The organism is Denitrobacterium detoxificans, assembly GCF_001643775.1.
Taxonomy (GTDB): Bacteria; Actinomycetota; Coriobacteriia; order Coriobacteriales; family Eggerthellaceae; genus Denitrobacterium; species Denitrobacterium detoxificans.
Window position 1 is genome coordinate 1380587 of the sequence record NZ_CP011402.1, and the last position, 15571, is coordinate 1396157.

At 59.8% G+C, this 15571-nt stretch carries 15 protein-coding genes; 1 reads left to right on the plus strand and 14 read right to left on the minus strand.

Translation table 11 applies throughout. The features are described from left to right. Nucleotides 1-5 precede the first annotated feature (5 nt). From mtaB to AAY81_RS05945, 9 genes are all read right to left on the minus strand, one after another. Entirely contained in the window at nt 6-1232 is a 1227-nt protein-coding gene (gene mtaB, locus AAY81_RS05905; RefSeq protein ID WP_066662582.1) for a tRNA (N(6)-L-threonylcarbamoyladenosine(37)-C(2))-methylthiotransferase MtaB, read from the minus strand. After that, the gene (locus AAY81_RS05910) at nt 1229-2008 is read right to left on the minus strand and encodes an RsmE family RNA methyltransferase (RefSeq protein ID WP_066662583.1); all 780 of its coding nucleotides are present in this window, start codon (nt 2006-2008) and stop codon (nt 1229-1231) included. Before AAY81_RS05910 ends, mtaB begins: the two co-directional genes overlap by 4 nt. A 6-nt stretch (nt 2009-2014) precedes the next feature. Then, nucleotides 2015-3142 carry a molecular chaperone DnaJ gene (gene dnaJ / locus AAY81_RS05915; protein ID WP_066662589.1) on the minus strand — a complete coding sequence of 376 codons (1128 nt, stop codon included), beginning with the start codon at nt 3140-3142 and terminating at the stop codon, nt 2015-2017. Nucleotides 3143-3185: 43 nt separating this feature from the next. Continuing rightward, nucleotides 3186-4196, minus strand: a complete 1011-nt coding sequence (gene hrcA, locus AAY81_RS05920) for a heat-inducible transcriptional repressor HrcA (protein WP_066662591.1) — start codon at nt 4194-4196, stop codon at nt 3186-3188. Nucleotides 4197-4392: 196 nt separating this feature from the next. Further along, complete coding sequence (hemW, locus tag AAY81_RS05925) at nt 4393-5502, minus strand: radical SAM family heme chaperone HemW (RefSeq protein ID WP_066662593.1); 1110 nt, start codon at nt 5500-5502, stop codon at nt 4393-4395. After that, entirely contained in the window at nt 5503-6480 is a 978-nt protein-coding gene (dusB, locus tag AAY81_RS05930) for a tRNA dihydrouridine synthase DusB (RefSeq protein WP_066662602.1), read from the minus strand. 4 nt (nt 6481-6484) lie between these two features. Continuing rightward, nucleotides 6485-6679, minus strand: coding sequence for a hypothetical protein (locus AAY81_RS05935; protein WP_066662610.1), 195 nt, complete (start codon nt 6677-6679; stop codon nt 6485-6487). Continuing rightward, complete coding sequence (gene lepA / locus AAY81_RS05940) at nt 6679-8484, minus strand: translation elongation factor 4 (protein ID WP_066662613.1); 1806 nt, start codon at nt 8482-8484, stop codon at nt 6679-6681. The genes AAY81_RS05935 and lepA overlap by 1 nt, the downstream gene beginning before the upstream one ends. 8 nt (nt 8485-8492) lie before the next feature. Beyond that, nucleotides 8493-8966 carry a hypothetical protein gene (locus AAY81_RS05945; protein WP_066662616.1) on the minus strand — a complete coding sequence of 158 codons (474 nt, stop codon included), beginning with the start codon at nt 8964-8966 and terminating at the stop codon, nt 8493-8495. Between the two features lie 216 nt (nt 8967-9182). Here AAY81_RS05945 and rpsT point away from each other — a divergent pair, with 216 nt between their 5' ends. Beyond that, nucleotides 9183-9677: a 30S ribosomal protein S20 gene (rpsT, locus tag AAY81_RS05950; protein ID WP_066662619.1), complete on the plus strand. Its 495-nt coding sequence runs from the start codon at nt 9183-9185 to the stop codon at nt 9675-9677. Between the two features lie 230 nt (nt 9678-9907). Here the strand turns inward: rpsT and holA are convergent, their stop codons facing one another. The 5 genes from holA to AAY81_RS05975 all read right to left on the minus strand — a co-directional run bounded on the left by holA (nt 9908) and on the right by AAY81_RS05975 (nt 15568). Further along, complete coding sequence (holA, locus tag AAY81_RS05955) at nt 9908-10885, minus strand: DNA polymerase III subunit delta (protein ID WP_066662622.1); 978 nt, start codon at nt 10883-10885, stop codon at nt 9908-9910. A gap of 9 nt (nt 10886-10894) precedes the next feature. Next, nucleotides 10895-13246, minus strand: a complete 2352-nt coding sequence (locus tag AAY81_RS05960) for a DNA internalization-related competence protein ComEC/Rec2 (RefSeq protein WP_082867891.1) — start codon at nt 13244-13246, stop codon at nt 10895-10897. Further along, nucleotides 13215-13892, minus strand: coding sequence for a ComEA family DNA-binding protein (locus AAY81_RS05965; protein ID WP_066662632.1), 678 nt, complete (start codon nt 13890-13892; stop codon nt 13215-13217). The genes AAY81_RS05960 and AAY81_RS05965 overlap by 32 nt, the downstream gene beginning before the upstream one ends. A 119-nt stretch (nt 13893-14011) precedes the next feature. Then, nucleotides 14012-15223 (minus strand): tRNA uracil 4-sulfurtransferase ThiI, encoded by a 1212-nt coding sequence (gene thiI / locus AAY81_RS05970; RefSeq protein ID WP_066662640.1) that lies wholly within the window; start codon nt 15221-15223, stop codon nt 14012-14014. 84 nt (nt 15224-15307) lie between these two features. After that, nucleotides 15308-15568: a DNA-directed RNA polymerase subunit omega gene (locus tag AAY81_RS05975; protein ID WP_066662642.1), complete on the minus strand. Its 261-nt coding sequence runs from the start codon at nt 15566-15568 to the stop codon at nt 15308-15310. Nucleotides 15569-15571 lie beyond the last annotated feature (3 nt).

A 15571-nucleotide genomic window follows, 5' to 3' on the forward strand; every position in this document is an offset into this window, starting at 1 on the left:
ATCTGTCATACGCTGAATACACCATTCTCGTCGACGGCTTGCAATTCACAGGATACTAGACCGCTATCGGGAAAAGAACCATCAAGTTTCACCTGGTAATACGATTCGGTGGTACCAAGGCCGTTTTGCTCCACGAGTACAAACTCGCGGCTGCCCAGGCGCTTGCGGGCTTCCTGCATGCGCATTTCGTCGCCCAAGCGAGCAAGCTCATCGGCACGCTGCGCGGCGATGATGGGGTCAACCTGATCGTCACGTTCCGCGGCGGGCGTACCCACGCGCCGCGAATAGCGGAAGACGTGAATCTTGCTGAACTGGCACAAACGCGCCACACGCAGCGTTTCCTGGAAGTCCTCGTCGGTTTCCCCGGGAAAGCCCACAATGATGTCGGTCGATAGCGAAAGCTCGGGGATGACCTGGCGCGCACGCTCCACGATGTCAAGGAAGCGCTCGGCAGAATACGGACGGGCCATCTGGCGCAGCACCCGCGTGCTGCCCGATTGCAGCGGAAGGTGCAGATGACGGCAGACCATGCCATCGGCCTCCGCAATAGCCTGCAACAGGTCGTCGGTTACATCGCGCGGCTCCACGCTGGAAATGCGAATGCGCACGCTGGGTACCTGTTCGCGCAAGGCACGGACGACGGTCGCCAACGTAGCGTCACCATCGTGATACGTGCCAAGATTGATGCCCGTGAGCACAATCTCGCGCGCACCAGCCGCGGCAAGCTTGCGCGCCTCGGCGACGCATTCCGAAAGAGGCACCGACCAGGCACGGCCACGCGCCACATGGACGATGCAGTACGTGCAGGCATTGTTGCAGCCATCCTGGATCTTCAAGCCCACGCGAGAGGGAAAGCCCTCGCCGAAGCGCACATCGGATGCAGCAGGCACGATGGATTCGCGCGAAAGGCCACAGCATTCCAGGCACACGTCAACGACCTGGTTCTTCGGGACCACGATAACGCGTTCACTCATGGAGGCGAATTCATTCGCGTCGATGGCCGCCGCGCATCCGGTCACGATTACGTTGGCATTGGGATAATCGCGCAATTCGCGGCGCACGGCCTTGCGCGTCTTCTTTTCGGCCTCACCCGTAACGGTGCACGTGTTCACGATGACGCATTCCGGATCGCCGTCGGTAAGGGAAAACCCAAACGAGCGAAGATCGGCTGCGAATGCATCGGACTCAACGCGATTGACCTTGCAGCCTAGGTTAACGATGCGCGCCCTCACTGAAGGCCGCCCAGCTCGTAGATAACCAAGGCAGGCGCCACGATGCCAGCGGTTTCGGTACGCAGGATGCTCGACCCCAGCGTTACGGTGCTTGCGCACTGATTATGCTCGTGAAACAGCTGCACTTCCGCTTCGGTGAGCCCACCTTCGGGACCCACGACAACGGCAATGCGCGCATCGTTGCGACCGCACATGTTATGCGCCATGCCGCGCTCGATGGCAGCCCGTATGCCACCCTCGCGCGCTTCCTCCCAGCACACGATAACCGCCGTAGCGCCTGAAAGCGCCTCGGCCGCCTGCTTCACCGTAGCAGGCTCATGTATTTCGGGGATGGACATCTGCCCCGACTGCATGGCTGCGCTCTTGGCGATGGAACGCCAGCGAGCCAGTCGCTTCTGCTCCTTCTTGGCGTCAAGCTTTACAACGCTGCGGTCGCACACGAGCGGGATAAATGCCGAAACGCCAATCTCGGTGGCATGACGGATGACCGTCTCCATCTTGTCGGCCTTGGCAAGGCCCTGCAAAAGCACGACCTGCGGACCAGCAGCGGGAGCATGTTCATGCGCAGCGATGCGCACAGTAAATGGGTCGCCCGCCTGGACGATCTCGCATTCGAAGTAATCTTGCGTGGCATCGATGACGGCAATATGCTCGCCAGGAGCCAAGCGCAGCACACGGGCGTGCTTGGCGTCCTCGGCGGACAAACGAAGCGGAAACACCGCTTCGGTTTCGGATGAAAGTACCTGGTCGTCCAGGAAGAACCGGGGCAGACTCATGGGACCCTAGTTGAACGCGTCTTTGATCTTCTGGAAGGGCGTGCGTTCTTCAGCATACTCCTCGCCCATTTCCTTCGCCAGCTCTTCCAGAAGCTCGCGCTCGCGCTTGGAAAGCTTCTTGGGAACAACTACGCTGACATGGGTAAACAAATCGCCACGAGCATCGCTCTTGAAGCGCGGCATACCATAGCCGCGCACGCGGACCACCTGCTCATTCTGGCAACCAGCCGGAATGGACACGGTAACCTTCTCGTCTTCCATGATGCCCTCGACCTCGATGTCGGCACCCAGGCACGCCTGAACGATGGAAACGTTCACGCGCGTATGCAGGTTGTCGCCATCGCGCTGGAAGAAATCATGCGGCATGATACGGCACGTAACGATGAGATCGCCCGCAGCAGCACCGCGCATGCCCGCTTCGCCGTAACCGGAAAGACGCAGCTGCTGGCCATCGCGAATGCCCACGGGCACTTCCACGGAAATGCGCTGACGATCGGGGACGCGGCCCTGACCATCGCATTCGGTGCAGGGGTTCTCGATGGTCTGGCCCGTACCGCCGCACGTGGGGCACGTAGTAGCCGTTTGCATGTCGCCCAGGAAGGTGCGCTGCACGGTAACCACGCGGCCCTGGCCATGGCACTCGGGGCACGTGACTTCCTTGCCGTTTTCACCCAGGCCACTGCCACCGCACTCGGGACACGGAGCAAGGCGGTCGTAAATGATCTCCTTCTTTACGCCCGCGGCGACTTCCTCGAGCGTAAGGCGCAGACCCACGCCCATGTCGCGACCCTCGCGGCGCACGCGCGCACCGCCACCGCCCATGCCGCCTCCGAAGAAGCTGCTGAACAGATCACCCATGCCAAAGCCGCCACCAAAGATGTCGTCGAAATCCACGTAGGGCTGGCCACCGCCGCTGGCGCCGGGGATGGTGCCAAAGCGGTCGTACTGAGCGCGCTTGTTAGCGTCGGAAAGGACATCGTACGCCTCGTTGAGTTCCTTGAACTGGTCTTCGGCATCTTCCGCTTTGTTCACGTCGGGGTGAAGCTGGCGTGCCTTACGACGAAAAGCCTTCTTAATCTCATCGTCCGTCGCCGTCTTCTCGACGCCGAGTACCTCGTAGAGATCCCTTGCCATAAAGCTGTTGCCTTTCCTTTCTTACGCTACAAGCGCCAATGCGCTATTCGTCTCCCAGGGCGCGTCGCGCAACGTTTACCGCGCGAATGACCTGGGCATAATCCATTCTTGTAGGGCCAATGACCGCCACCACGCCCTCGCTGGCGCCGCGGCCATAGCGCCCGGCGATAACCGATACGCCCGAAAGCTGCGACGGCGCATTTTCGTGCCCGATACGCACCGACGTAGAATCGGCGGGCGAATCCTTCAGGATCTGCATGAGCACGGTATCGTCTTCCAGCACCTCGAGCACGGGCATGAGGTTCTGCGCGCGTTCGAATTCGGGCTGCTTGACCATAGTGGAAAGCCCCAAACGGCGTGCATGGCCCGTATCGCCCTCGCGCAAGCACGCGAGCACTTCCTCGAACAGCACGGAAACGAGTGGCGAATGGAGCAGCTCGGCGGTTTCCTCGTCGAAATCGGCGCGGATTTCCGCAAGCCCCCTGCCCGCGAACACGCGGTTGAGCACTTCCTGGGCGTGCGCCAAATCGAGGGAATCGACCTCGTCAACGAACTCGATATGCCTGTTCAGCACCTGGCCGTCTTCGGTGACGATGATGGCCAGCACGCGGTTGGGCGTAAGCGAGACGAACGTGATCTGCTTGATGTCGAGCCGAAGGGTGCTAGGCGGCAGCACGATGGTGAGGTTATTCGTGAAGCGCGCGAGCGCCGCGGTGGTCTTCTCAATAAGGTCGTCGAGCTCGGAAGCGCTATCGCGCAGGTTGTCGGCCGCGCGGCGCGCATCTTCGTCGAGTTCCTGACCCGCAAACTGGGTCTTCAACAGGTCGTCCACGAAGGACCGGTAGCCGATATCAGTGGGAATGCGCCCCGCCGAGGTATGCGGCTGCGTAATATAGCCATCGTCTTCCAGAACCGAAAGCTCGTTGCGCACCGTGGCTGAGCTGACGCCGAGGTTGTAGTTTTCGACCAGCGTACGCGAGCCAACGGGCAGCGCTCGGGAAACGTATTCCTCGATAAGCGCAGCTAGAACGCGCTGTCGTCTATCCGAAAGCATGGCCCTCCTTTCGCGTAACCGGCCGTTTGAAAAAGCCCACCTGAAGGCGGGCTGTTCGTTACCACCAGAGCATTCTAGCAGCCGCGCCCTTCAAGTGCTAAAACGACACCAATCTGTCACAGTGAACCCACGTGTGAATGGGCAAAACGCGTGAAATGAGAAACGGATTGGCAGCGAGGAAACGATCAGCTGACGCCTAGGGCGCGACATCGAAGATGGCGCCATAGAGCTCGTTGCCGCAGAGCCAGCCACGCTCGGTGGGCTGCCAGCGATCATCGCAATGCCGCACGAGACCACGTTCGACCAGGCCTTCCATGACCTCACGGAGTTCGGGCGCGAGCTCGCACGCACGGGAAAGCGTTTCCTCGGAAACACCCTGGCTCATGCGCATGCCGAGCATGACGTCCTCCACGCGCATTTGGCGCGCATCCAGATCGTCGGTGATTACGTCGTCTTGCTTGCGCATGCGCCGTTGCGCATTTTGCGTCATAGTAGCCGCGGAAGGGCCTATGCCCAGATACGGCTTACCGGTCCAATAGGCGGTATTGTGCCTGCTCTGGAAGCCAGGTTTTGCATAGTTCGCCACTTCGTAGCGCTCGAAGCCCGCCTGAGCCAGCTCCTGCGCGGCAATGCGCATATGCTCGGCTTCGACGTCGTCATCGGGCTCGGGCATCGCGCCGCGCGAAACAAGCTCGTCGAAGGGCGTTCCCGGCTCAATGGCAAGGGGATACACGCTCACGTGCGTGACGCCCAATTCGATGGCGGTTCGCAGGCTCTGCCGAAAGCTTTCGGCGCTCTGGCCGGGAATGCCGCACATCAGGTCGACACTCACGTTCTGGAACCTGCCATGCGCGATTTCAACGGCACGTCGAGCCGCCTGCGCGTCATGCACGCGCCCCAACGTGCGCAGCACGTTATCGTCGAAGCTCTGCACGCCAATGGAAAGGCGGTTCACGCCTAGCGCCCACAGGTCGTTCACCATGCGCTCGGTAAGGCTGTCGGGGTTCGCCTCCATGGTGCATTCCACCTGGTCAGTAAGGTGCATGGAAAGACCGAGAATGTACATGATCTCGGTGAGGGCGCCCAAGCCAATATACGAAGGGGTGCCACCGCCCAAATACACCGTTTCCACCTGGGAGAGAAGCCCCTGCTTGCCGGCGCGGCGGATTTCCAGAATGACATGGTCGACGTACTCGCGTATGAGCGGAGAGCTTGGGTCGACCGCTTGCGTGGCGAAGTCGCAATAGCGGCAACGCTGCTTGCAGAAGGGCACGTGGATGTAGAGCGCTTTGTACGGGTCGTGCATCTAGCAACCCTTCAGATGCTGTTCTAGCTGGTCGAAGGCGAGATCGTACTCCTCGATCGTCTTGCAGGCGTTCAGCATGCCGCGTGCGGCAGAGGCACCATCAAGCCCCTTGCAATACCAGCTGCCCTGCTTGCGCATGCGCACGAGCGCACGCGGTTCCCATTCGTAGAGCAAATGAGCATGTCGGCGCGCCATTTCCACGCGCTGCAACGGCGTAGGCCCTTCGGGAGCTGGACGGCCCTCTAGAGCAGCGCGGATCTCGGCGAAGACCCACGGATTGCCCCGCGCCGCACGCGCCACGAGCACGGCCTCGCAGCCCGTTTGCTCCATCATGGCAAGGGCGCTTGCCCCACTGACCACATCGCCATTGCCCACAACGGGAATGGAAACGGAGCGCACCACGCGCTCGATTACGCCCCAATCGGCCTGGCCATGGTACATTTGCGCAGCGTATCGACCATGCACGGTAACCGCGCAGGCACCCGCCTGCTCCATGCGGCGGGCGAATTCGGGGGCCGTTTCGTTGTCGATTTCATAACCGCGACGGAACTTCACGGTTACCGGAACGCTAGAAGCGGCAACCACCGCAGAAACGATGCGTTCGGCAAGTTCGGGGCTCTTCATGAGGGCACTGCCATCGCCCTTGGTAACGAGCTTGCGCACGGGACAACCCATGTTGATGTCGATGACGGCAAGCTTCTCCCCCACCGTCTCGCACAGACGCGAAGCCTGACCAGCCATGACCTCGGGCTCGTGGCCAAAGATCTGCACACCCACAATGTCTTCGTTGGGGGCCATTTCCAAAAGGTCTTCCGTACGCTCGTTGCCATGCGAAAGGCCCTTCGCGCTTACCATTTCGGTAAACGTAAGTTGCGCGCCCTGTTCGATGCAAAGCTGGCGCATAACGCGATCGCTCACGCCGGCAAGCGGGGCGAGCATAACGCGATGAGAACGTAGGAATTCGCGATAGCTGGGCATGGCGCTAGGACAGGCTGCCAACGGCACTGGCAAGCCCAAGCGTCATGAATACCGCCAGAACGAGCAGGACCACGAGAACGCCTACGCAACCCAGCACCACGGCGAGCTTGCTACCGCCGCTCATGCCAGCCTTGACCTGGGCGTTTTTCTTCTCGTCGAACGGATCGTCGAGCCAATCGTACTGTTCCTTGCGCGCCATTAGTCATCCACCTTCAAAATAGCCATGAATGCCTCTTGCGGCACTTCGACGCTGCCAATGTTCTTCATGCGCTTCTTACCGCGCTTCTGCGCTTCCAACAGCTTACGCTTACGGCTGATGTCGCCACCATAGCACTTGGCCAAAACGTCCTTGCGCTTGGCCTTGACCGTCTGACGAGCCAAAACGCGCCCGCCCACGGCAGCCTGAATGGGCACCTCGAACATCTGGCGCGGAATGATTTCTTTTAGCTTGTCGCACAGCACCTTGCCACGGTCGTACGCCTTGTCGCGATGCACGATGAACGACAGCGCGTCGACGGGTTTGCCCGAAAGCAGGATGTCGAGCTTCACCAGGCGACTGGGCTTGTAGCCATCGAACTCGTAATCGAGCGAAGCGTAGCCCTTCGTGTTGCTCTTCAGCTTGTCGAAGTAATCGAGGATGAGCTCGGAAAGCGGAAGCTCCCAGATCATCTCGACCGTCTGCTGCGAAAGGTAGTTCATGGTGACGAACGTGCCACGACGCGCGACGGTAAGATCCATGACAGCGCCCACATAGTCGGGCGGAATGAGGATCTTCGCTTTCAGGTACGGCTCTTCCACATGCTCGATTTCGCCCGGATCGGGCATGTCCTGCGGCGAATGCAGGCTGATCATTTCGCCGTTCGTCTTGTACACGTGGTATTCCACGCTGGGCGCAGTGGCCAGAAGGTCTAGGTCGAACTCGCGCTCCAGGCGCTCCTTCACGACCTCCATGTGCAGCAGGCCCAAAAAGCCCACGCGGAAGCCGAAGCCGAGCGCGTGGCTGGTTTCAGGTTCGTAGCGCAGAGCGGGGTCGTTCAGCGAGAGCTTGTCGAGGGCATCGCGCAGATCGGGGTACTGGTCGCTGTCGATGGGGAACAAGCCTGTGTAGACCATGGGCTTCGCGTCGCGATAGCCCGGCAAGGGCTCTTCCACGCCGCCGGATACGAGCGTGACGGTATCGCCCACCTTCACCATGGACGTGTCCTTCAGACCCGTGACCAGGTAACCTACTTCACCCACGGAAAGCGAGTCGGCGGCAACTTCCGCCGGGCGACGTACGCCCACTTCCTCGACATGCGTGGTTGCGCCCGTGGCCATCATGCGGATGCGATCGCCCTTGCGCATGGTGCCGTCGACGATGCGCACCAAGGCAACCACGCCGCGGTAAGCATCGAAGTACGAGTCGAAGATAAGCGCGCGCAGCGGTGCGTTCGCATCGCCCGTAGGCGCGGGGATGTTGTAGACCACCGATTCCAGCAAGTCGTGCACGCCAACGCCCGTCTTGCCACTGGCAAGCACCGCGTCGTCGGCCGGGATGGCCAGCGCGTCTTCGATTTCACCGCGCACGCGTTCCGGCTCGGCGGAAGGCAGGTCGATCTTGTTGATCAGCGGGATAATTTCCAGATTGGCATTCATGGCCATCATGGCATTGGCCACCGTTTGCGCTTCCACGCCCTGGGTGGCGTCCACCACCAGCACGGCGCCTTCGCATGCAGCCAGACTGCGGGAGACTTCGTACGTAAAGTCGACGTGACCTGGGGTGTCGATAAGGTTGAAGTGGTAGACCTGCCCGTCATCGGCGGTATAGTCCACGCGCACGGCCTGGCTCTTGATGGTAATGCCGCGTTCGCGCTCGATGTCCATGGAATCGAGCAGCTGCTCCTGCATGTCGCGCTGGGCCACCGTGCCCGTCATTTCCAGAATGCGGTCGGAAATGGTGGACTTGCCGTGGTCGATATGCGCGATGATGCTGAAGTTTCGTATGTAATTAGGATCTATGCTCATGCATAGAACTATAGCGTAATCGTGGCCGAATCGGATTCGTCGGAGCTTACAACCACGATTTGACCAACAGAAGAATCGCCGTTATCGAGGCAAATGGCCCACACGCCATCGTCGAGCTGGAGCGTCACCTTGCCGCCCTCCACATTTTCCACGTGATCGAGAATGGGTGTATAGGCAGTTCCGTCGGCCGAGGTGAACAACGGCGTGCAGACGGAAACCTTATCGGCTTTCGTGGAGACGGTAACCGTGTTGTTGGAATGCAGGGCATCGTTGTGGGCCGTGGTGCCATACGTGGTCTTTTCGCCATGGCAACTGGTGCAATCCTTCGTTGGCGACACGATCTGGTGCCCTCGGGGACCGCATCCGCCCAGGAACAAGGCGCACATGAGCGCCGCTGCGCTCAGGCAGGCAAACAGCGTTGCGCTGCGGAAAGAGAGCGTCGTATGGTGTGTAATTGTGGATTTGCGCACGTTCAGCCTCATGTGTCCCCTCTTCTCTATTACTATAACCGTGGTCGGAGCGCATATAACGTCCAGCCGTGCTTGCAACGAATGTACCACGTTCGCCATATACAAGCATTAACCAGAATTACGGTAATGTGAGTATTTCGGTCGCTTAGAGGTACCCAATGCACATGGATTGTGCTACGATTTCAAAGTTTTCGTTTGAAACATTTGGTATTAACGGAGGATACAGACGTGGCGAACATCAAAAGCCAGAAGAAGCGAATCATTACCAACGAGAAAGCTCGTATGCGCAACCGCGCTATCCGTTCCGAGCTGAAGACCGCAACTCGCGCCGTCAAGGACGCTGTTGCTGCGCAGGACGGCCCCAAGGCCATCGAAGCCGCTCATTACGCTTGCAAGATGATGGACCGCGCCGTTTCCAAGGGTGTTATCCACAAGAACCAGGCTGCCAACCGCAAGAGCGGCATCATGAAGCTCGCCAACACGGTTGCCACCGAAGAGGATCGCAAGAACTACAAGGCCCCCGAAAAGAAGGCTCCCGTAGCCAAGGGTGGCACGAAGAAGGCTGCTGCCAAGGCCGCCAAGATCGCTGCTCTGGAAGAAGCCGCCAAGATCAAGGAAAAGAACCGCAAGGCCACCCAGAAGGCTGAAGCCGCTGCCGCCAAGAAGAAGGCCGAAGCTGCTGCCGCTGAAGAGGCTGCCGAAGCTGAAGAGTCTGCCGAATAAGGTAAACTATTCATAGCGATCGGATTCGTTCGCATATCAAGTGGGAAAAGCCGCTCATTGAGCGGCTTTTCTATTGTCTGGAGTTATCCAAAAACGACGCTCGATTTAGCTCATTTTCGTTTTGGGGTCTACGCACCCGCCGCAATGTGCCCCGATCCGACAAGGCACGGAGTGGAAATAGGTACGAAGCGGAAACTGGAAACGCAAGAAAGAGCGAGAGTCGTTCAGCGCTATTTCGCGGAACGCTCGACGACCGAGATGACCCAATTCTGGAAGACGAGTTCAGGGTCGGAACCACTCTTCATGGCAGCTTCGGCATCGCGAGCGCCGATGAGGGCCTGATGCAGCTCTTCCGACGTGAAGCTGCGCGCCCACATGGCGTGACGCTTCACGCGCCAAGCGGGGGCATGCAAAACGCCTGGAAGGTCGTTGATACGACCGCGCTGAAGAAGCGCACGGGCAATCATGAGCTCGCGAACGCGCGTAATGCACATGGCCATGAGCGCATACGGCGTCATGCTCTCCATGCGCGAACGCACGAGCAGGCACTTCTTCAAATTGCGCTCGGAAAATGCATCGGTGAAATCCCACGGCTTCATTTCCGCCGTGCGGCTGACCATATTCAGAACTTCCGTCTCGTTAATGGGGTCGCTCCCGCGATGCGCCAGCGCAAGCTTCTGCAACTGAGAGTCGAGCTGCACGGTATTGTCGCCTACGAGCTCAACGAGCGTATTCGCCGCGGCCTGCGTGATGGTGACGCCATGCGATGTCGCCATGGCTCGGACTTTCGCCGGCAGTTCGGCATGCTTGGGCGGCGTGCAGTCGATAACAGCCTGCTTGCCCACCTTGGCAGCAGCCTTGTACAGGCGCGTGTTCTTCGCCAAGCCCGCAGATACCAGGCAGAGTACCGTAGTGGCGCACGGCTCGGAAAGGTACTGCACAAGCTCTTCCTGATCGGGCTTCTTGAGCTTTTCCACGTTCGTAACGAGTACCAGGCGAACGTTGCTGGCAAACGGGAGCGTATTGCATGCGGCCACGATGGCCTCGCCCGTGTCGGATTCGCCAGAGAAAGCATCGGAATTGAACTCCAGGTCGCCTTCCTTCGCGACGCGCTGACGCAGGCGCTTGACGACCGTCTCGCGCTTCAGTTCGTCGGCACCGGTAACCAGATATGCGGGGAGAAGCCCCTGTTCGTTCTTTTCAGCCATGGTTCCATTCTACCTGTTCGGCGCTACGGTGACACCCTGCGGCGAGACAGCACACACAACATCTGAGTTCATATCAGTGCGAAAAACAACTGCCCCGGACGATTCGAGCAAGCCGAGCGCCTCACTCGTAGGATGCCCATAGCGATTGCCCGCACCCACGCCAATGAGCGCCACTTCGGGGCGCAAGGTACGCACGAGCTCCTCGTTGAGCCCCGCACGAGAGCCATGGTGAGGGACCTTTAGAATGTCGACATCGCACAGCGCATGCGTGTCGTTCAAGCCATCAAGCACCTCGCTTTCGGCATCGCCCGTGAACAACGCAAGAGCATCTACTTCCCCATCGCCGTTCGCATCACATGACCCCAGACAGACAAGGCTATCCTGATTGCCTCCATCATCGGCAAAGGAAGCGGGCGACAACACGCGCAACGAGAAATGCCCCACGGATATAACGTCCCCCGCGGATAGCGTCGTAACGGGTGTCTGGCCAATGACCTGCATGAGCCTTCGACAATTATCGTTCGCGCACGTAGGCAGATCGGCCGCAACGCATACCGTTCCCACGGGCATCGACTGCAGAATGGCCGACAGCGAACCGCAATGATCGTCATCGGCATGCGTGATGAGCACCGCATCAAGCGAGCGAATGTCATGACGCGCCAGACCCGCAAGAACCTGCGCATCATGCGTCCCCGTATCGATGAGCAGGGCATGCGAACCACTGCGCAGGACAACGGCATCCCCCTGCCCCACGTCGAGCATGATGACCTCGTCGCCATGGAAGAAGCCAGGCAGAAAAAGCGCAGCAAGAAACGCACACGTGCCCAGCGCAAGGCTGCACCAAGTACGACGAACAGTCGGCTGGGGCCAGGCAACATAGAGCACAACGGCACCCAGAACGCTCGCACCAAGCAAAAACGGAAGCGAGCCCGACGCGGGAACGCAAGCAAAGGGAACGCATGAACAAAGGCGAATGAGCACGCAAACGAACTGGGCGAACAGAGTAACCAGCCACAAGACAGGCTGACCAAGCACGGGAAGCGCAACAGCCAAGCACGTCGCCAGAAGACCACCACCGCACAGTATGCCAAACAAAGGACCCACGATAACGTTCGCAAGGGGCGACACTAAGGAGAGCTGTGCAAAGAGCGCCGACGAAACGGGAATGGTGAATGCGCTCGCTGCAAAAGTGAGTGCCAGGGTATCGGACGCAAAGCGCCCATAGCCACGGAATAGAACCGCGAACCAGCGGGACAGGTACGCGGAAAACAGCACGATGCCGAGTGTCGCCAATGTCGATAGGCAAAACGAGACCTGCAAGGCGACAGAGGGATTGAGCGATAGCATCACGATGATGCAGAGCGCAAGCGCCGTCTGCGAGGCGCCACGTCGCCGCGCGACATACGACAGCAATATGGCCGACGTCATGAACATAGCGCGCAAAGCCGAAATGGGAACCCCCGTGAACAGGACGTACGCAACCATGAACAGCAGGCATATTGCAATGACGAGGGCGCGGCGGACGTGAAGCCGCTTCAAAACGTAGAGCAACAACGCCATGAGAATGGCCAAATGGGAGCCAGACACCGCAACGATGTGCGCCAATCCGCACGACTTTACGCAGCCGTACAGGTCACTTGCCTGCAGCTCGTTGCGCTCGCCGAGCAAAACAGCGCTCAACAGCGCGGCCCCATCGCGCGTATGCTCGCCTGAGCACGCCCTGATAGCGGAAGCACAGCACTCCCTGAACGACGAAATAGCCGCCAGCGCCCCGGGAACGTCCACTCGTTCCAACGACTTCGCAGTGAGCGAGCCAACAAGCCCCTTTTGTCTGAACTGAACCGCAGCGTTTTCGGATGGGGGTTTCAGCGCGCCATGCACGCATACGACATCCCAGCATCGAACCGTTTCATCCTGCGGTAGGTTCAGCCGAACGCGAACCGTGACGCCAGACGACAATTGCGTTTCGCCCACAGCAGACTCGCCAAACTGCCCCGCCGTGGCATCGGACAGAACGTGCACTGTATACGAGCCCGCTTGCCCGCCTTCCACCTGGGCCAAGCAGGCATCATACGCAACCGATTGGCCCACGAACAGCAGTATGGCGAGCGAAGCGCCCAAGCCGCAAAGCGCGATGCGCCGCACAACGAGAAAGGCCAAGCAGACCAACGACGCAACGGCTATCGCCACCCCACCGCACACGAGAGGAACAACCGCGCCAGTCGCTTGGATCGCGCATGCCTGCAATGCGGCCAAGCACGACCAAAGCGAAAGCGCCACCAGGAGCAATGCCTGGATGGCCGGCCGTTCGGGCGCAGGATCCGACTGATCATACGCAAATGCTGTCCGCAAGGGAGGCATATTTCTTCTCGCCAATGCCCGGGACGCGCTTCAGGTCCTCCTTCGACTTGAAGGGGCCTTCCTCTTCCCTATTCGCCACGATCTTCTTCGCCGTTGAGGCACCCACGCCCGAAAGGGTTTCCAACTCGGCGGCAGAGGCAGTATTGATGTTGACGAGGCCACCTACTGCACCCGGAGCCGGAGAGACCGAAGAGGATCCAGACGACCCAGAAGGGGCGCCTGGCGAGCCTGCCGCAGGCACAAGCAGCTGTTCGCCATCTTGCACCACGCGCGCAAGATTCAGGGCGTCGCAGTTCGCCTCGTCGGTAAAACCACCAGCAGCATCGATGCAGGCGCCCACGCGCGTGCCCTCGGGAAAGTCGTACACGCCAGGCGCAACCACGCACCCGGAAACGTACACGACAACGCGCGCCGCTTCATCAGGTTCCGCAGGCGCTTCACCCGCAGGATCGCCCGCAGGAGCCTCCTGACTTGCCGAAGCAGACGATACGCTAAACGGGTCGCCCGCCATGGCATGGGCAACATTGAAGACAACGAGGCCAATAACGAGCACCACAAGTGCGACGATGCCAACAAGCATGGGAACGCTGCATTCTCCCACGTGCATATTCTCGGAAAGCTGTTCAGATGGGTCAATAAAGGGCATGGCGCATCCTTTCGGTCATGCACCCAGCCTACGTGTACGCAGTCGCCGCGCGAGCAAAGAAAAGTCGCGCCACCCTCGCGAAAGGATGGCGCGACCATTGCACAATTGTTGCAGAAGCCCTATTCCTTGCGGCGGCGCTTCTTATACGAGGGGCACGCATAGTCGTGAACCTCGACGGCCTCCATGATGGAATCGATCCACTCTTCCAGGGGGAACTGCTCTTCCGCGGCAAGCGCGTCTTCCAGCTTGGCATGCGTTTCGGGATTACGCGGCATGAACAGCGTGCAGCAGTCGGGGGCGTCCTGGCTGGAGATTTCGAAGGAACCCAGCTGCTGGGCGTCGGCGATGATTTCCTGCTTGTCGCTGCCGATGAGCGGGCGGAACACGGGCATGTTCACCGCAGCGTCGGTGACGAAGATGTTGTCGATGGTCTGGCTAGCCACCTGACCAAGGCTTTCGCCCGTTGCGATGGCCTTGGCACCCTCTTGCTGGGCAATGCGCTGCGCAACCTTGAACATCAGGCGACGGTACAGGATGACGCGCAGCTCGGGCGGGGCACCCAAGGCAATTTCACGCTGATAGTCGCCGAACGGAACGATGTAGCAACGCGCGATGCAGCCCGTACGCTCGAGCACGTGACAGATGTCGTCGACCAGAAACTCGCTGGTAGAAGACGTCTGCGGGCGGCCGCTAAAGTGAACCGCGATGGGAATGGCACCGCGGCGCGCCATGCGCCACGTAGCCACCGGAGAGTCGATACCGCTCGAAAGCATGGTAATCACGCGACCGCTGGAACCCACGGGCAGACCACCTACGCCACGCACGGAACGCGCGTACACATAGGCATTGCCCTGAATGACCTCGACGCCCACCTTGACGTCGGGATCCTTCATGCGAACCTTCTTTTCGGGGAAATGCTCGCACAGATAGGAACCAACCAAACGGCTGATTTCCATGGAGGGAATGTCGAAGTCGGTGTGATTGCGACGCGAGGCCACCTTGAACGTGTAGAAATCGCCCACCTCGGCCAGCGCCATGCGAGCCGCTTCGCTCATGATACCCATCTCACGATCGCACTTATAACCGCACGACACGCGCGCCACACCGGGAACGCCCGCGATGGCATCTTCGATTTCGCACGCGACTTCATAGCTCGTGCCTTCCTTGATAAAGACGCACAAGCGGCCGGAAATGCGGCGAATGGTTACGATGGGATACGCCGAAAGCAGCGCTTCGATATTCTTGAGCAGGCGATTCTCAAACGACGTGCGATTGTGGCCCTTCAGGCCGATTTCGTGATAATGCACGAGGCAAATGCGTTGCAGTTCCATGACTACCTTCCAAGTGAACAATGCGCAAAAGGCGCCCGCAAGCCTCTAAGCAAGCGGGCGCCAGATGAAGCTATACCTACGCGTTTAGTGCGTTTTTGCGTCGATGGTGCCGGGATCGAACGACACGTCTTCCTTGGCAATTTCGCCAAATGCAATGGAAAGCGGCTTCTTGTTGGAAGCGCGGGCGATTTCCACGGCGGTCTGCAGCTGAATAGCGCGTTCGCGCTGGCCACGAAGCATATCGTTGATGTCGTGCGCGCGATGCGAAGCGACGGCGCACAGCAGGAAGCGGTCGTTTTCCGTTTCCTCGAGCAGTTTGTCGATCTTGGGTTCGATAAGACTCATTCG